This window comes from Roseateles terrae (assembly GCF_014192155.1).
GTDB classification, from domain to species: domain Bacteria; phylum Pseudomonadota; class Gammaproteobacteria; order Burkholderiales; family Burkholderiaceae_C; genus Roseateles; species Roseateles terrae.
Window position 1 is genome coordinate 26,351 of sequence record NZ_JACHXO010000009.1, and the last position, 17,955, is coordinate 44,305.

The 17,955-nt window shown below is 66.3% G+C and carries 11 protein-coding genes and 1 pseudogene; 8 read left to right on the forward strand and 4 right to left on the reverse strand.

Going from position 1 to position 17,955, the window contains the following annotated elements; genetic code table 11:
• Positions 1-10: 10 nt before the first annotated feature.
• The 7 genes and pseudogenes from FHS28_RS20955 to FHS28_RS20980 all read left to right on the forward strand — a co-directional run bounded on the left by FHS28_RS20955 (position 11) and on the right by FHS28_RS20980 (position 12,279).
• Positions 11-658, forward strand: a pseudogene (locus FHS28_RS20955) (peroxiredoxin).
• A gap of 301 nt (positions 659-959) precedes the next feature.
• Positions 960-2,195, forward strand: coding sequence for an L-dopachrome tautomerase-related protein (locus tag FHS28_RS20960; protein WP_221194148.1), 1,236 nt, complete (start codon positions 960-962; stop codon positions 2,193-2,195).
• Between the two features lie 172 nt (positions 2,196-2,367).
• Entirely contained in the window at positions 2,368-2,814 is a 447-nt protein-coding gene (locus tag FHS28_RS20965) for an SRPBCC family protein (protein ID WP_088453923.1), read from the forward strand.
• An 869-nt stretch (positions 2,815-3,683) separates the two neighbouring features.
• Entirely contained in the window at positions 3,684-4,643 is a 960-nt protein-coding gene (locus FHS28_RS24355; protein ID WP_246410424.1) for a protein-disulfide reductase DsbD domain-containing protein, read from the forward strand.
• Positions 4,588-5,754 carry a protein-disulfide reductase DsbD family protein gene (locus FHS28_RS20970; protein WP_246410439.1) on the forward strand — a complete coding sequence of 389 codons (1,167 nt, stop codon included), beginning with the start codon at positions 4,588-4,590 and terminating at the stop codon, positions 5,752-5,754. Before FHS28_RS24355 ends, FHS28_RS20970 begins: the two co-directional genes overlap by 56 nt.
• Positions 5,755-5,809: 55 nt before the next feature.
• Positions 5,810-6,463 carry a redoxin domain-containing protein gene (locus tag FHS28_RS20975; protein WP_088453920.1) on the forward strand — a complete coding sequence of 218 codons (654 nt, stop codon included), beginning with the start codon at positions 5,810-5,812 and terminating at the stop codon, positions 6,461-6,463.
• A gap of 119 nt (positions 6,464-6,582) precedes the next feature.
• Positions 6,583-12,279, forward strand: coding sequence for a diguanylate cyclase (locus tag FHS28_RS20980; protein WP_088453919.1), 5,697 nt, complete (start codon positions 6,583-6,585; stop codon positions 12,277-12,279).
• Positions 12,280-12,294: 15 nt separating this feature from the next.
• Here FHS28_RS20980 and FHS28_RS20985 read toward each other — a convergent pair whose 3' ends face one another.
• The 3 genes from FHS28_RS20985 to FHS28_RS20995 form a co-directional block, all read right to left on the reverse strand.
• Positions 12,295-13,371, reverse strand: a complete 1,077-nt coding sequence (locus tag FHS28_RS20985; RefSeq protein ID WP_184295336.1) for a TIGR02285 family protein — start codon at positions 13,369-13,371, stop codon at positions 12,295-12,297.
• A 378-nt stretch (positions 13,372-13,749) separates the two neighbouring features.
• Complete coding sequence (locus FHS28_RS20990) at positions 13,750-14,760, reverse strand: sulfate ABC transporter substrate-binding protein (RefSeq protein ID WP_088453917.1); 1,011 nt, start codon at positions 14,758-14,760, stop codon at positions 13,750-13,752.
• 116 nt (positions 14,761-14,876) lie between these two features.
• Entirely contained in the window at positions 14,877-15,824 is a 948-nt protein-coding gene (locus tag FHS28_RS20995) for a CysB family HTH-type transcriptional regulator (RefSeq protein WP_088453916.1), read from the reverse strand.
• Between the two features lie 135 nt (positions 15,825-15,959).
• On the opposite strand from FHS28_RS20995, the gene FHS28_RS21000 reads away from it, so the two are divergent.
• Positions 15,960-17,063, forward strand: coding sequence for a TIGR02285 family protein (locus FHS28_RS21000; RefSeq protein ID WP_184295339.1), 1,104 nt, complete (start codon positions 15,960-15,962; stop codon positions 17,061-17,063).
• Here the strand turns inward: FHS28_RS21000 and FHS28_RS21005 are convergent.
• Entirely contained in the window at positions 17,020-17,943 is a 924-nt protein-coding gene (locus FHS28_RS21005) for a CysB family HTH-type transcriptional regulator (protein ID WP_088453915.1), read from the reverse strand. The two genes, FHS28_RS21000 and FHS28_RS21005, sit on opposite strands and share 44 nt — an antisense overlap.
• Positions 17,944-17,955: the final 12 nt, after the last annotated feature.

Below are 17,955 nucleotides of genomic sequence, written 5' to 3' on the forward strand. Positions count from 1 at the left end.
GGAGACCCCCATGGCCACCCTGCGCCTCGGCGACATTGCCCCAGACTTCGAACAACTTTCCACCGAAGGTCCGATCCGCTTCCATGAATGGCTGGGTGACCAATGGGGTGTGTTGTTCTCGCATCCCGCGGACTTCACGCCGGTGTGCACGACTGAGCTGGGCACAACGGCCAAGTTGAAGGAAGACTTTGCACGGCGCAACACCAAAGTCATTGCCTTGTCCGTCGACCCGGTCGAATCGCATCACCGCTGGGTGTCGGACATCAATGACACGCAGAATACCGAGGTGAATTTCCCCATCATTGCCGATGCCGACCGCTAGGTGTCGCAGCTGTATGACCTCATCCATCCGCAGGCCAGCACCACCGCCACGGTACGGTCGGTTTTCGTGATTGATCCGCACAAGAAGATCCGATTGATCATCACCTATCCGGCGTCGACGGGCCGCAACTTCGACGAGATCCTGCGTGTCATTGACTCCTTGCAGCTCACCGACCATCACAGCGTCGCCACGCCGGCGAACTGGAAAGAAGGTGACGATGTGGTGATCGTGCCGTCCCTGCAGGATCCAGCCGTGCTGGCGCAGAAGTTCCCCCAGGGCTGGGAGGCGGTGCGGCCCTACCTGCGGTACACGTCGCTGCCGCGGCGGCAGGCGTAGTGATGGCGCCTGCGGCCATCAGCAGCGCGTGAACCGGACGGCATGCCGGGCCGCGCGCCGATTCTCAACGTCCGGTTGAAAGAGGTTCACGGCCAGGCCGGTTCATCGAATGGAGGAAGGATCGCAGACTGCGGTCTTTCATTCCCATCGAAGCTCGCATTGATTGCGAGGGAACCTGCTCATGCTGAATCATCAGTTGTCTTCGGACACCTCCGCACTCTCCCGCCTTGCCGCTGCGATGACAGCGGCCTCATCCCCACGACCCGTTTCGTCCGCGCAGACCTTGCCCTCATCGCGGCCGATGTTCACGGCGATCCAGACAAAGGCCGGTCCCCATGCTGGCCGCGCCGGCCACCCCCGTTCCGGGAGCACCCGCACCTCGCATCAACGCTTCATCCGCAGCCTGCGTGAGGCGCTGCAAATGGCGGCGTTGGGGACGGCGCTCGCGCTCGTCACCGGCGTGGCACAGGCGCAAACGCCGTCCTCCGCCCCGGTGGCAAACCAACCGGCGCAGACCCGGGCGGTGGCGCATCGGATCGGAGATCTGGAAGTCGTGGCCGAGCTCCCGATCCGGCCAGGCAATGTGGCGCCAGCGGCCGGGGGGCGTGTCTTTGCGACGGTGCACCCGCTCGGGGCCCCGGCGGCGGCTCAGCTGATCGAAATCACCGGCCGCAGCAGCTATCGTCCGTGGCCCAGTGCGGCATTCCAGCGAGGCACACAGGCGCCGTCTGATGACAGGATCGATTCACCGCTGGGTTTGCAGGCGGACCATCGCGGACATCTGTGGGTCATCGACATGGGTCTGCAGCTGGGCAAAACCCGGCTGTGGAGTTTTGACATCCGCAGCGGTCAGCAGGTCAAGCGACTGGAGCTGCCCGCCGACATCGCGCCCAAAGGCAGCTTTGTGCAGGACCTGGCGATCGATGCCGACGGTGGCTGGGCCTATCTTGCGGACATTGCGAACCCCGGCCTGATTGCGGTGAACACCACCACGGGTGAGGCTCGGCGTTTCAGTGGTCACGCTTCGCTGCAGGCGGACCCGCAGGCGCGTATGAGCATCGGGGGCAAGGACATCCAGTTCCAGGGCACACCGGCTCAGGTGGGCGTGAATCCCATCACCCTCAGTGCCGACCGCAAGACCGTGTTCTTCGGCGCCATGAACGGTCAGCACTGGTATGAAGTGCCGGCTGCCTTGCTGCATCCCGGCGTCAGTGATTCGCAGACGGCAGCCGCGATCCGCATCATCGGCGACAAACCGGTGTCGGACGGTGCCGCCACCACGAAGGACGGACGCCACTTCTTCACCAACCTGAACGAGTCGGGCATTGATCAGCTGGATGCGCGGGGTCGCTTGACGCCGGTGGTGAGGGATCCGCGTCTGGACTGGCCGGACAGCGTGCATCACTTTGATGGCGGATGGCTCTATGTGTCGGTGAATCAGCTGTACAGAACGCCGGCCTTCACCGGTGGAGCGGACGAAGGAAAGCCGCCGTATCGGGTGATGCGTGTCTGGATCGGCACTGCCGACCGGCGGTAACGAGCGGAGCAGGCAGCGGGGGCAGCGAACTGTGCTGACAAAGCGCGGTGACACCGGGTTGACGGCGTACGGCACGGGTGCCCGGGCTGACCCGCCTTCTCACCGTCAAACGCAGCCGCTAAGGTGGCATCACCACAAGGCGCAGCAGCGCTCAGCCACTGACGGAGACATCATGCCCAACACCATTCAACTGCATCGCGTCGTCAAGGCGCCGCCGGAGCGTTTGTTCCGCGCCTTCACCGATCCGCTGGCCATGAACAAATGGCTGCCGCCGCATGGCTTCGTCGGCGATGTCCACGAGATGAATGCCACGGTCGGCGGTCGGTGGCGCATGTCGTTCAAGAACTTTTCCGGCCAGGCACTGCACAGCTTTGGTGGTGAATACCTGGAGGTGGTGCCCGGCGCGCGCCTGCGCTACAGCAGCCAGTTCGACGACGCGAATCTTCCGGGGCAGATGGTGACCACGGTTGTGTTCAAGCCGGTCTTCTGCGGGACCGAACTCAGCATCACCCAGGAAGGCATCCCGGACATGATTCCGCCTGAAGCCTGCTATCTCGGATGGCAGGAATCACTGCAATTGCTGGTGCAGTTGGTCGAGCCAGAGATTCCCAACGGGTAATCCCTTGGCCGTTGTTGGACGCTGTCGTCGGGACCGGTTTTGCGCCCAGCGAAACGGCGATGGATGTGGGTGGATCCTGTCAGGGGATGTCAGGGTCTGCGCATTTTTCCAAGCCGGCGACCCTGCCCGCGGCACATGCGTGAAATCGGCAGCCCTTAAAAGTTCGATGCGGTTTCGCACTCGCCCCTAATTTTCGGGTCGACGTTTCTGGAAAGAGATTTTTTTGCGCCCGGTTCTGACTCCCAAGGCTGCTCGATGCCGGTCCGGGGGTGTCGACGTTTTTAAAGGTCGTTTTCAGCGTTTTCGCCGGGAGCCGCTACGCCGCCCGTTTTCCGTCCCCTCCCGGGTGTCGACGTTTTTGCAACGACATTTCCGGGCGTTTTGCGCATCACCCGCGCCCGTAGCGGCCCCTCCACTTTTTTGGGCCGGTTTTTGGCCCATTCCGGGCGTTCCTCATGCAGCCTCGATCACCACGCGCGTCGCGGCCGTTTCGACTCAACGCGTCGCCCCACCTCCGGGGCACCGTCGACCTGCCGGCGTCACGGATGTCCGATGACACCCGATCCGTGATCCCCAGATTCCCCGCCTTTCCGCCACGCTTTTTTTCTTGTTGGCTGCAAGTAAGGAAACAAGGCGACGTCGGCGCACGACGCACTTCGGCTGATCCGTCGTTGACTTCAGAAAACCGGATCGATCTCGCTTTTCCTCAGCGCTTGTGAGGACACCGCCCTACCCCTAGCATCGCGCCCATGCGTGCCTGCCTCATCTCCTTGCTCCTGGCGTCCATGTCCTGGACGGCGTCCGCCCAAACCGTCGCTCCGGCGCTTGAATCGGACCGTTCTTCCACGGAGGAGGTCAGCGTTCGCCTCATGTCTGCGTCCCGCGCGGTGCAGCCGGGGCAGACGGTCCTCCTTGGCCTCGAGCAGCGCATTGCGCCGCATTGGCATACCTACTGGCGCAATCCGGGTGATTCGGGTCAGCCCACCAGCATTCAGTGGACCCTGCCCAAGGGGGCGCAGGCCGGCGACATCCTGTGGCCGGCGCCGAAGCGGTTCGACGTCGGCCCCATCACCAACTACGGCTATGAGAACCAGACGCTGCTGCTGACGGAGCTGAAGCTGCCGCCCTCGCTGAAGTCCGGCAGTTCCGTTCGGCTGCAGGCGGAGGTGAATTGGCTGGTCTGCCAGGACTCCTGCATTCCCCAGCAGGCCACGTTGACACTGACCTTGCCCGTGGCGGCTCAGGCCGTGCCGTCGCCGGATGCCCCGGCGCTGGCATCCGCGAAGCAGGCCTTGCCCGCGCCGGCACCGATGAAGGTTGAGGCGAGCTTGCAGAACCAGGATCTACTGATCCGATGGCCGGCCCAGGCGCTGGGCGCCGGTGCACCCGACCCTGACAAGACGCTGTTCCTGCCGCAGGACTGGGGCCGCATCCAGCATGCAGCCAAGCCGCAGCTGACCCAGGCGGACGGCGCATGGCAGTTGCGCATGCCAGTGGGTGAGCAGCCCGCACGCGCGGGACAGGTGCTGGAGGGCCTGCTGCTCGTTCATGGGCAGGCGTGGTCAGTCTCCACGATGGTCGAGGGCATTGGCGGCGCGGCCGGAGCTGGGGGTGGCGCGGGAGGCGCAGTCGCTGACAAGGCTCAGGGCGCTGAAGCGATCGCAACAGGTCAGGCCCAGCGCTGCAGTGGTCTTGCCCTCCGGCGAAGCCGCCTCGCTCAGTCTGTGGGCTGCCATCGGCCTGGCGCTGGTCGGCGGTCTCATCCTCAACCTGATGCCCTGCGTCTTCCCGGTGCTCGCCATCAAGGCGCTGAGTTTTCTGCACGGTGACCCCCGGGAGCATCATCGACAGGGTCTGGCCTATACCGCCGGTGTGCTGGTCGCATTCAGCGCGCTTGCCGGCGTCCTGCTGGCGCTACGGGGTGCCGGCGCCAGCGTCGGCTGGGGATTCCAGTTCCACTCACCGCTGTTTGTGCTGCTGCTGGCGTGGCTGATGTTTGTGCTGGGACTGTCGCTCGCCGGCATGCTGCACCTCGGCGTTGGCTTGACGGGTGTCGGTCAGGGCCTGGCCAGCCGCAGCGGCCTGGTGGGCAGCTTCTTCACAGGCGTGCTCGCGACCGTGGTGGCGACGCCCTGCACGGCTCCCTTCATGGGCGCCGCCATGGCCTATGCGCTGGCGCAGCCGGCGGTGGAACTGCTGGCGGTGTTCCTCGCGCTCGGCCTCGGACTGGCGTTGCCTTATCTCGCGCTTGCCTTCTGGCCCGCACTGCAGCGGCGCATGCCGCGACCGGGTCGCTGGATGGATGTGCTCAAGCAGGCGCTGGCCTTCCCGATGTTCGGTGCCGCCATCTGGCTGGTGTGGGTGCTGGCGCAGCAGGCGGGGCCTCAGGGTGTGTTGCTTGCGCTGTCTGGCATGGGGCTGATCGCACTCGCCCTGTGGGCACGAGGCGTCAGTCGCAGCGCGGGACGAAGCGGCCGTTGGGCCGGGGGCCTCACGGCGCTCGCTTCAGTGGCTGCGGCGCTCGCCCTGCTCCCCATGGTGCAGCCGGAAGCCACTCCCAGCGCCGTCGCCTCGGCGTCGGCCGGTGCCAGCAAGGAAGAGCCGTACTCACCGGAACGCCTGGCGGCGCTGCGCGCGCAGGGCAAGCCGGTGTTTGTGAATCTCACGGCCTCGTGGTGCATCACCTGCCTGGTGAATGAGCGGGTGGCGCTGTCGACGCCAGAGGTCAAGACGGCCTTCCAAAGCCAGGGCATCACCTATCTCAAGGGCGACTGGACTCGCCAGGATCCGCGCATCACCGAGTTGCTGGCGCGTCATGGCCGCAGTGGGGTGCCGCTGTATCTGTTCTATCCCGCCGGCCCCGGCGATGAGGCTCAGGTGCTGCCGCAGCTGCTGACGCCCGGCATCGTCACGGCGGCGGTGAGCGGATCTGCCACCTGACAAATCACCTTCCGTTCATTCCGCGCAGACCGCGCCCCACCCAGGAGACTGACCCATGACGCCATTCTTCAAGACCTCCGCCTCGCAAACCAGCGTTGGCCGTCGCAGCCTGCTCGTCAGCGCCGCCTTCGTTGCACTGGCAGGGCATGGCCAGGCGCAGGCACAAGCCCAGATCGATCAGCCCGCGCCGGCGTTTTCGGTCACCGGTGCTGACGGCAAGACGGTGACGCTCGACAGCCTCAAAGGCAAGACGGTGGTGCTGGAGTGGACCAACCACGACTGCCCTTATGTGAAGAAGCACTATGGCAGCGGCAACATCCCGTCGCTGCAGAAGGAAGCCGCCGCCAAGGGCGTGGTCTGGTTGCAGGTGATCTCTTCCGCGCCCGGACAGCAGGGGCATGTTGACGGGCCCACCGCCCTCAAGCTCAATGAACAGCGGGGCGCGGCACCGGCCCAGACGCTGCTGGATCCCACCGGCCAGATGGGCAAGGCCTACGGTGCGCAGACCTCGCCCCACCTGTTCATCATTAACCCGCAGGGGCAGCTGGTCTACAAGGGCGGCATCGACAGCATCGCCACCGCCAAGGTGGAGGACATCGCCAAAGCTGAGCCGTATGTGAAGGTCGCGCTGACCGAACTGGCTGCCGGGAAGAAGGTGTCGCAGGCGAGCACCCGTCCCTACGGTTGCTCCATCAAATACGCCAGCTGAGCACCTCCGACGCTGCAGAAGTCCCGTCTTTGGTGAGTTCTCCCTCATTCACGGTGCTTCCGCGCTGAAACGGCCGACGTCCAGACGCTACAGTTCGCACAAAAGATTCGGGCAGTGCGATGACAGTAGAAGAGCAGGCGTTGGGCGAGGGTCCGGACGCCGGGGCAGGGCCGGGCGACACGGTCCACCTGGGACGTCGGACGGAGGTGATCCGTGCACGCCACACGCCGCTGGGCGGGGTGTGGCTGAAGCTGTTGCGCACCCCCACGCCGTCGGTGACAGATCGGGCTCGCCTGCAACGTGAATTCGACCTGGCCCAGCGCCTGGATCCGCAGCGGATTCTTCGCCCTGCCCGGCTGATTGAACATGCCGGCCGGCCCGGCCTTCTGTTTGACGATCCGACGCTGGAGCACGTCCGGACACTCCGCCAGGCGCTGCGCCCGGACGGGTTGCCGGATCAGGCGGCGACGTCGACGCCTGCCCAGCAGCCGCTGGACCAGGCGGCGGTGCTCCGCATCGCGCTCGACCTCATCGACGCCTTGCAGCATCTGCATGCGCAGGGCCTGATCCATCGCAACCTCGGCCCTGGTCAGGTGCTGCTGCTGCCAGGGGCCGGCGCACAACCCGGACGCGTGCGCCTCGCCGACCTGGGTCTTGCCGCCGAAATCGATCGTGAACGTCCGCTGGTGCAGAAGGCCGAGCTGATCGAAGCCTCGCTCGCCACGCTGGCGCCGGAGTTGACCGGCCGCATGAGCCGCGACGTCGACTACCGCGCGGATCTCTACAGCCTTGGCGCCACCCTGCTGGAGGCGCTGACCGGCGCCCCGCCGTTTCCGATCGACGATCCGGCCTGCGCCGTGCACGCGCACCTCGCCGTGCCGGCGCCGCTGGCCACGACCCGCGACCCGCGTGTGTTCGCCCCGCTGGCCAGCATCCTGGCGCACTGCCTGAACAAGGAACCCGAAGCCCGCTACCAAAGCCATCAGGCGCTGCGAAAGGATTTGCAGCTCTGCCTGGCCGCGTTGCAGCAGGGCCGGGGCCTGCCCGGTTTCCAGCCCGGCCGCGGCGACATTGCCCTGCGATTCCAGGCCAGCGGACGTCTCTACGGGCGTGAGTCGGCCCAGGCCCATCTCTCGCATGCCTTTGAACGCGCCGGTCTTGGGCAGATGCCCGGGGCGGCGCTGGTGACCATCGCCGGCTTCTCGGGCATCGGAAAGACTGCGCTGGTGATGGCGTCCCAGCGCAGCCTGCTCGCCCAGCAAGGCCATTTCGCCGCAGCCAAGGCCAACCAGTATGGACAGGACCCCCCCTACGGCGTGGTGCTGCAACTGCTGGCGCAGCGGGCGACGCAGGTGCTGGCCTTGCCGCCGGCCCGTCAGACCTCCTGGCGTCGACGCCTGCAGGCCTTGCCGGGGCCCAATGCGGCAGTGCTGGCGGGTGCCGTGCCCGAATTGCTGCCGCTGCTGCAACCGGTGCAGCCGCTGCTGGCGGTCGGACCCACCGAGAGCGAGAACCGCTTCCTGCGCAGTGTCAGCCAGGGCTTTGCCGCGCTGGCCGCCGAGGGCGAGCCGCAGACCTTCTTCCTGGACGACTGGCAATGGGCGGATCGCGCGTCCCGGCGTCTGCTGCGCGAGTGTCTGGCGGACCCTGCCCTCACGCACACGCTGTTCATCCTCGCCTACCGGGACAACGAAGTGCGCGCCGGCCATCCGATGGCGCAGGAGCTTCAGGAGTTGCGGCCGCTACTGGGTGAACGCCTGATGCCGCTGCGGCTGGGCCCGTTGACCCTGGACGACACCCGTCAGCTGCTCGCCGACAGCCTGCACCGGCCGGAGGCCACCACGTCCGCCGGGGAACCGAATGCCGCTGCGCATGCCGCTTTGCACGGCGCTGCGCACGCCGCTTCCCAAGGCACGTCGAACGATGCATCCGACGACGGATCCGATGCGGCCGCCCTGCGCGAGCTGGCCCAACTGTGCCAGTCCCGGACAGCGGGGAACCCTTTCTTCCTTCGGCGGTGGATGGAGGATCTCGGTCGACGCGGCCTCTTCCACTTCGACGCCGCGCAACAGCGCTGGACCTTCCTGCTGGACCGCATTGCTGCCACCCGCACCGCTGACAACGTGGTGGCGCTGATGCTGGAGCAGCTGGCGCAGTTGCCGGACGCGACGCAGCAGGCGCTCAGCGTGGCCGCCTTGCTGGGCACCAGCGTGGACCTGGAGAGCCTGGCCACGGCCGCCTCGGTCGACCCGGCCCGCCTGGCCGAAGATCTGCTGCCCGCCTTGCAGGCCCAGTTGCTCGTGCCGGCCAGCAGCCTCTACCGCTTCGGTCCGCAACTGCAGGGGCAGGCCAGCGATCAGGTCCGATACGCCTTCGCCCATGACCGTGTGCAGGAAGCGGCCCTGCAGCGCATTCCGCTGGAGACGCGCGGCATGCTGCAACTGCGCGTGGGACGTCTCCTGAAACGCCGCCATGAGCGGCACGCTTCTGATCAGCCCCTGCCCTACGCGGTGCTGAACCATCTCAACGCCGCACGCATGCTGCTTCGGCCGGATGTGGATGCACTGGAACGGCGGGCCCTGGCTCAGGCCAATATGGCAGCGTCCCGGCGGGCGCTCGAGGCTGCGGCCTTCGAGCCCGCTGCGGACTATGCCGACCTGGCACTCGAGCTGAACCCCGCGCAGGCACTGCACGACGCCTGGCACCCGCATGCGGCCCGCATGGCCTATCTGGCGGGCCGACCCGAGCGCATGGAGTCGCTGCTCGCCGAGGCGCTCGCCGTCTTCACCTCCAACGCACAGCGGGCACGCCTGCTGGAAGTGCGGATGGAGGCGTTTTATGCACAAGGCAGGCTTGCCGACACCGTTGACCTCGGGCTCGAGCTGTTGGCGCTGCTGGGCGCGGTGCTGCCTGGCCTCGATCCCGAACAGCCGCAGGCCGACCTCGCACGCCTGCTGACCTGCCTGCGCGACGAGATCCAGGATCTCGGCATCGACACCCTGGCCGCCCGTCCGCCGATGCAGGACGAAAACCGTCTGCTGCTGATCTCCATCGGCGCCAAGATGACGGCGGCGGCCTACATCGTGCGGCCGGCGCTGCTCCCGCTGCTCACCCTGTTCCAGGTGCGGCTGATGGTCGACCATGGCCACGTGGCGCCGGCGCTGTCGGCCTACTCGGTGCTGGGCCTGATGTGCGCGGAGTTCCTTGGCGACTACCGATTCGCCCACGCGCTGGGTCGGATGACGATGGGGCTGGTGGAACGCTTCGGCTGGGTGCAGGCCTTTGCCCACGCCGGCTTCTCGTTCCATGCGTTCCTGAGCCACTGGGTCGACGGCCTCGCCGCCAGCATGGACGGCCTGATGCAGACGCATCGCAACGGCCTGGAGTTCGGCAACTTCCGCCACGCGGGGCTGGGCCTGTATGTGCACGATGTGCATGCCTTCCTTGCGGGGCAGCCGCTGTCCATGCTGGAGCCGATGCTGGCTGAGCATGTGCAGACCCTGCGGGCGATGCGTCAGCCGGTGGCGCAGGACTATACGCAGGCACTGCTCGGGCTGGTCCGCGCCTTGCGGCAGGTGCCCCTGGACACCGCCGACCTGGCGGATGTGGCCGCCATGGCTCGCACCTATGAGGCCCGTCAGGATCAGACCGGCCTGATGTTCCTGCACGGCTGGCAGGCGGTATGGGCCTGGGTCGGACAAGCACCGGCACCGGCCCTGAAACACGCCCTGGCTGCGCGTGCGCTGTTTGCAGCGGGGCGCGGCATGCATGCGCAATCGCTCTTCCTGTTCATCGCGGCGTGGGCCAGCCAGCAGCTCGCCTTGCAATCGGAGGGGGAGCGTGACCTCGCGCTGGAAACGCAGGCGCTGACCGCGCTCCAACGCTGGAACGAGGCCCATCCGGGCCATCTCAGCGCGCGCATCCACCTGCTGAAGGCGCAGGCCTTGCAGCTGGACGGCGCGCCGGTGAGCGACGTCGACAGGCAGCTGGAGGCCGCGCTGGCTGCAGCACAGGCCCCCGGACAGCCCGCCATGGATCTCGCCGCCGTGCTGCGTGCACAGGCATGCGCCTGGCGTGGACGGGCCCCGGACCGGGCCGCTGCGGCGCAGAAGGCCATGCAGGCCGCGTGGCAGTCGTTCGGCGTCACGGTGGCGGATCCGTCGTGTCCCGCGGAGCGAGCGACAGCCGCCGGTGTCGCCCCCACGACTGGATCGAACGGAGTGGATGGATCGACCGGCGCCGACGCGGCCGCCCTGCCGGTCACGACGGTCGCCCCGCCGTGCGCCAGTGATGCCGGGCCGCCGTCGACGGCCTCCCCGTCACCATCACTTCATCAAGGCGATGCCGCCGATGTCAGCAGCCTGATCAAGGCCGTGCAGGCCATCAACAGCCAGGGGGACCTCCACGGCCTGCTGCGCCGCCTGCTCGAAGTGGTGGCGGAAAACGCGGGTGCCCAGCGCGCCGCCGTGGTGCTGGCAAGCGGCACCACCGGCCCGTCGGCCGTCTTCACCCATTGGATGCTGCAGGCACAGGTCTGCATGAATGGGCCGGTGCCAGTGCATCTGCCGGACCAGATGCCGCTGACCGCCGCCACGGGCCTGCTGCCGGTGTCCCTGATGCAGCAGGTGCTGCACAGCGGACAACGGATCCTGCTCCAGGACGCTGCGGCACAGAGCGCAGACCCCTGGTTCCGTCATGCGCCGTCGTCTGGCCGGTCGGTGCTGATGCTGCCGCTGCTCAAGCAGGGCCAGACGGTCGGTGCGCTCTACCTGGAGAATGGTGCCGTCGCCGGTGTCTTCACCGAAGCGCGGGTGAGTTTTCTGGAACTGCTCTGCGCCAACGTCGTGAACGCCGTCGACAACGCCCGTCTGGTCACTGAGCTGCGAGAGCTCAACACCAGCCTGGAACATCGCGTGGCCCTGCGCACACGCGAACTGGCGGACAGCGAAGAGCGCCTGCGCGCGGTGCTCGACAGCGCGCCAATGCCCATGGTGGTGACCCGCGACCGGGACTCGGTCATCGTTTATGGCAACGGTCCCTCCGCCACCATCGGCAACCATTCCCTGGAAGGGATCGTGGGTCGGCCCGCCACCTCGTTCTACCGGGACCCGGCGGATCGCGAGCGCATCCAGCAGCTGTTCCGTGAGCGCGGCAGCCTGCAGTCGGAAGAGGTCTGCCTGATGTCCGCCGATGGCCGCGAGCTGTGGATGCTGCTGTCGATGGTGCCGGTCATGTACGACGGTGAACCGTCGGTGCTCAGCACGCTGGTGGATTTCACCGATCGCAAGCGGCTCGAAATCGAGCTCAAGCGCCTGGCCACGACCGATGCCCTGACCGGTGCGGTGAACCGTCGCAGCTTCCTGGAGCGGGCAGGTGCCGAGCTCAACCGCAGCCGGCGTTATGGCGCGCCGCTGTCGCTGGTCATGATGGACGTCGACCACTTCAAGCGCATCAACGACACGCTCGGCCATGCCCGCGGGGACGACGCGCTGTGCCGGGTGGTGCAGGTGTGTGGACAGGTGGTGCGCAAGGAAGATGTGCTGGGTCGTCTCGGCGGTGAGGAGTTTGCGCTGCTGCTGCCGCAGACCTCTCTGGAGGAAGCCCATCATCTGGTGGAACGGCTGCGTGAGCACATTGCCAGCAGCCGCATGGATGACGGCCACCCGGGGGCGCCGGCGGTGGTGCTCACCGCCAGTTTCGGGGTGACCAGCATGCGGCCGGACGATCTGTCGGTGGACGATCTGCTGGGCCGCGCCGATGCGGCGCTGTATCGTGCCAAGGCGGCGGGACGCAACCGGGTGGAGCAGGCGGCCTGAGCCTGCGCGCAGCGCTCAAGGGACCAGCTTCGACGGCCGGGCGCGCTCGCGGTAGAACTGCTCCAGCTGCGGGCCGTAGTGGGCCTGGGTGTCCGGCGTCAGCCAGCGCATCAGGCCGCGCCGCAAGGTGGCTGCGCCTTCCGGGCGGCCCAAGGCGCGGTCGATGCCCTTGATGGCGGACCAGCCCCACGGCGTGCGGGGGCAGGCGATTCCGGCCATCACCAGGTCGCTGGCACCGCGGATCGGCACCGTGGTCAGATCCTTGGGCTCGCCCATCATCAGCAGCGCCATGTCGGAATCGATGGAATAGTCCGCCCGGTCGAGGCTGACCATCTGCAGCAACCGGCCGCCGAAGTCCCGCGGGGAATACAGGCTCACAGCCGGATTGGACGGCCGGTGCGCAAGCATGTCGTCGATGGCAGAGCCGTAGCTGCGACCATCCACCAGCGCGCCCCGCATCGATTCATCCGCCAGCAATTGGGGAAGCAACACCTCGCCCTGCGGGGTTCGCGGCAGGCGGGAGAGGCGGTCTCGTCGCACCACCAGCTGCGGCGGGGGGGTGAGCTGGGTGTTGGTGAAGTAGGCGATCTTTTCGCGGTCGGGCGTTCTCACCACATTGGCGCGGCAGACTTGCTGACCTTCTTCCAGCATCTGCCAGCTGCGCTTGGCATTGGCCACCAGCACCGTATGTTTCACCCCCGGCCACCAGACCGAGAGATAGCTCACGAGCCGGTCGGTCACGCCATTGACGCCCGGGTTCACCGAGGTGCTGTTGTCGGAGGTGAGCCAGGTGATGCGCTCGATGGTGACGGGCGCGGGTGGGGCAATGGTGCCGGCTGCGACGGATGGAGAGGTCCCCGGCGGCGCGGTCGGCGGTGACGGAGAAGCGGAAGCAGACGTAGCCGTGCCGCGGGCGCCCGGCGCCGGTTGTGCCCAGCCCAGGTTCGGGCTGGCCAGCCCGACAGCGGCCGTGATCAGCAGTGCCAACGTCAGCTGGCGGGCCGGCACCCGTACAGGTGCCCCCGGTCCGCTGCCGGAGCGCGCCACGTCGCGACGCTCCACGCCCCCCGCCAAAATGACAACGTTTTCCACGGCCGACAGCATAGCGTCTGACCTCAGCACGGAGGCTTGACGCGAAGGCCCGAGTCGGGGGGAACGTTGCGGCGCGGTCACTCTGTTACGAGCTGTGTGTGGGACAGGAAACGAAGTCAGGAAGTCGAGAGCGACCAGCCCGGATTGTCGCGCACGAAAGTGGGATGTGGCCGATGGCTGCGGTATTGCCCCCGGTTTGAGGTCTACAAGAAAAAAGGCCCCGCCGGGCCATGACGGCCGGACGGGGCTGCTCTGAGAGCAAGCGGTCTGGATGGTGTCGGTCCGGTATTGCCGGACGTCGACCGACCGAGGAGACAACAGGAGGGCGCCCTCACACGCAGGCGCCGGCATTCACAGGGGGCGCGGGTGCCCCGACATTCAGCGTGCCAGATTGATCTGGTCGAAGACGCCGCCGTCATCAAAGTGGGTCTTCTGGGCATTGCGCCAGCCCCCGAAGACTTCGTCGATCGTCACCAGCTTCACGGGCGCAAATTGCTTGTCGTACTTTGCAGCGATCTTCGGGTCGCGCGGGCGGTAGTAGTTCTTCGCCGCAATCTCCTGGCCTTCCGGCGAATACAGGTATTGCAGGTAGGCTTCCGCCACCTTGCGGGTGCCCTTCTTGTCGACGTTCTTGTCAACCACTGACACCGGTGGCTCCGCCAGGATGGACAGGCTTGGTGTCACGATCTGGAACTTGTCCGGCCCCAGTTCCTTGACGGCCAGATAGGCTTCGTTTTCCCAGGCGATCAGCACGTCACCGATGCCGCGCTCCACAAAAGTGGTGGTGGCACCGCGTGCGCCGGAATCCAGCACCTTGGTGTTGCCATAGATCCGCTTCACAAAAGCCTTGGCCGATTCGGCATTACCGCCCGGCTGCTTCAGGGCATAGGCCCAGGCCGCCAGGTAATTCCAGCGAGCGCCGCCAGACGTCTTCGGATTCGGCGTGATCACGTCAATGCCGCTGCGGGCCAGATCCGGCCAGTCGTTGATGTGCTTGGGATTGCCCTTGCGCACCAAAAAGACAATGGTCGAGGTGTAGGGCGATGCATTGCTGGGCAGGCGCTTCTGCCAGTCGGCGGGCAGCAGCTTGCCGTGGTCGTACAGCGCGTCGATGTCATAGGCCAGGGCCAGTGTCACCACATCCGCATCCAGTCCATCGATGACCGAACGCGCCTGCTTGCCGGATCCCCCATGGGAATTCTTGATCGTCACCGTTTCGCCGGTCTTGGCCTTCCAGTACTTGGCAAAGGATGCATTGAACGACTGATACAACTCGCGGGTCGGGTCATACGACACGTTCAGCAAGGTCACCTGGGCGTGGGCCAGAGCGGCACTGCCCAGCAAGGTGGCGGCGGTCAGCAGCGAGACGGAGCGGCGAAGGAGGTTCACGGTCGGCAGCAGGGTTGGGTGGGGAGGCTTGACTCTAGAGAGGTCCGTTCACCAAGGGAACGAAGAAGATCTGCTTTGCTTTGCAAGGAGCCGTCAATGGAGACGGGTTCGCCGCGTCAATCCGATCCGCCTGGATGTTGCCGGGCCTGCTCGACCAGATCCCGCGTCAGCGGCGGGGCGAAGGTCTCGATGAAGGCATAGACGTAATCCCGCAGATAGGCATCCCGCCGCACCGCCAGGCGGGTCAGGTTGTCGGCAAAGAGATGCCGGGCATCAATGGCGCGCAACAGGCGGTCACGTTCCTCGTCATAAGCAATGGCGGCCACGATGCCCACACCCATGCCCAGTTCCACATAGGTCTTGATGACGTCGGCATCCATCGCCACCAGCACCACATTCAGGTCGACCCCGGCGGCGGCAAAGGCCTGGTCGATATGTCCGCGGCCGGTGTAGCCGCTTTCGTAGGTGATGATGGGATGTCGCCCCAGTTGCTCCAGCGTCAGCGGACGGCCCGACGCCGCCTCCTGCGCCAGCGGATGGTCATGCGGCACCAGCACCGTGTGGGTCCAGCGGTAGCAGGGCAGGGTCAGCAATTCCGGGTGTTCGGTCAGGGCCTCGGTGGCGATGCCAATATCCGCTTCTCCCTCCAGCAGCAGACGCGCCACCTGCTGCGGTGTGCCCTGCTGGAATTGAAGGCTCACTTCCGGATGGGACTGCCGGAAATCCCTCACCGCCGGAGGCAGGGCATAACGCGCCTGGCTGTGGGTGGCGGCAATGCGCAGGTGACCGCTGTCCGCGCGGGCGAAGTCCTCGCCGGCGCGCCGCAGGTTTTCCGCTTCCCTTAGCAATCGCTCCACGATGGGCATCACATTGCGGCCCGGCTCGGTCAATCCAGTCAGGCGCTTGCCCGAACGAATGAAGATGTCAATGCCCAATTCGTCCTCCAATTCGCGGATCTGACGGCTGACCCCCGGCTGCGAGGTATGCAGCGCCTGCGCGACTTCAGTCAGATTGAAGCCGCGGCGCTGGGCTTCCCGAACGGAACGCAATTGCTGGAAGTTCATCGTCAATTCAATGGAGAGATGGAGGGAAACGGCAGATCATTATTCGCTTTCCACTCCTGGCGTGTCCTCCAACAAATCTCGATAAGCTTTTCGCAAATGCACCGAAGCGCTTATGCTGCATTCAACGAGGACACCATGAGACTGCTCGCCATCCCGTGGATTCGAAGGGTCACCGCCATGGCCATGCTGGGTGTGGCCACCCAGGGAGTGCATTGCGCCACCAAAGATGCGGCGGGCGCGGGTGCGGCGGTGATTGCAGGAACCGATGCAAATACCAACAGCCCCGCCAATGCAATCTCCACGGCGTCCGTCACTCCCGCGCCGGTGGATCGCATCACCTGGCTGATGCCGCAGATCGATGCCACGCCCGCCTCCGGCAACAGCGGCACCGCTCCTCGTCGAGTGCTGACGCAGACCACGGCCGATCTGCTCATCTCCAACTGGGGCGGCACGACGCAGCATGAACTTGTGATGGCCAACATCAAGCGCAGCCTGCGCATGCTGCAATCGGCAGAGCCAGCCTGCATGCTGGGCCTGCTGCACACACCCGACCGAGACGCACTGGCATGGTTTGCCGATACGCATCTGACACCGCCGCATCAATTCGTTGTGCGTGCGTCGATGCTCGACAAGGTGCCACGCAATGCGGCCGGGGAAGTGCGACTCGAGCGGGTCTGGACCGAGCGCGTCCTGCGCGGCGCTCTGGTCCAGGGGCGCAGTTATGGTCCGGGCCTCGACGACATGTTTCGGCATCTGCCCACCTCGGCCCTCACCAGCTACGTCACGCCCGACGTGGGCGGCAATCTGCTGGCCATGGTTGGACTGGGGCGCGCTGACTACACGCTCGAATACGACTTCATCGTCACCGACCATCTGGGGGTCGGAGGCTCTGCTGCGGAGCTGGTGACGCTCCCGATCGAAGGCCATTCCGACCCGATCGTCTCGGGGGTGGCTTGTCCAAAAACCGAGTGGGGCCGTCAGGTCGCGATGAGGGCGAATGAAGTGCTGGCCATGCCGTCATCCCGGCGTCTGCTGAAGGAGGAACTTCTGAGCCGCCTCACACCGAATGCGCGGGCCCGGTATGGCAGCCGCATCGAGGCGTTTTATGCGCGTCCGATGCCGATGATGGCAGCCGGCACCGCTGCAGCACCGGCGATGCCTCCCGCGGCCAGCGGCGCTGCGGGGCGTGATCGCGTCAGCCCTCGATCTCCATCGCCGCCTTCACCCGTTCCTCGGTGAGGCTGTCCACGCATTCCTGCAGGAACCGGTAGGCAAATCCGCGCAGGTAATGACCGCGCTTGAGGGCAATGCGGGTGGTGTTGACCGGGAACAGATGGCTGGCATCCAGGCGCTGCAGGCCAGCATCGCGATTCGGCTCGAAGGCCATGGCCGCGATGATGCCCACACCCAGGCCCACCTGCACGTAGGTCTTGATGACATCGGCATCGAGGGCCGACATCACGATGTCCGGGGCCAGGCCTGCCTGCGCAAAACTCGCATCGATACGGGCGCGGCCGGTGTAGCCCTCGTGATAGGTGATCAGCGGCTGCTCGGCCAGTGCTTCAAGGGTCACCGGCTGCCGGGCCAGCGGATGGCCTTCTGGCACCACCACCGCGTGGTGCCACTCATAAAACGGGAAGGTGACAAACGCATCGTCCCGGCCGAGGGCCTCGGTCGCGATGCCGACATCCGCCTCTCCACTCTGCAGCAGCGACACGATTTCCGCGGGGCTGCCCTGATGCAACACCAGATGCACCCGTGGATAGGCCGCCTTGAATCTGGCCACCACCTGCGGCAGCGCATAACGCGCCTGCGTGTGGGTGGTGGCGATGGTGAGCTGACCCTGGTCCGCGCTGGAGAACTGCTGCGCCAGACGTTTGATGTTGCGTAGGTCCTGCAGCATCCGGTCGGCCACCTGCGCGACTTCCTTGCCGGGCTCGGTCAGCCCGAGCAGCCGCTTGCCGCGGCGCTGGAACAGCTCCACGCCCAGCTCATCCTCCAGGTCCTTGATGTGCTTGCTGACCCCGGACTGCGACGTGAACAGCGCCGCGGCCACTTCGGTCAGATTGAAATTTTGCTGCACCGCTTCGCGGACGATGCGCAACTGCTGGAGGTTCATGGGCGCCGCGAC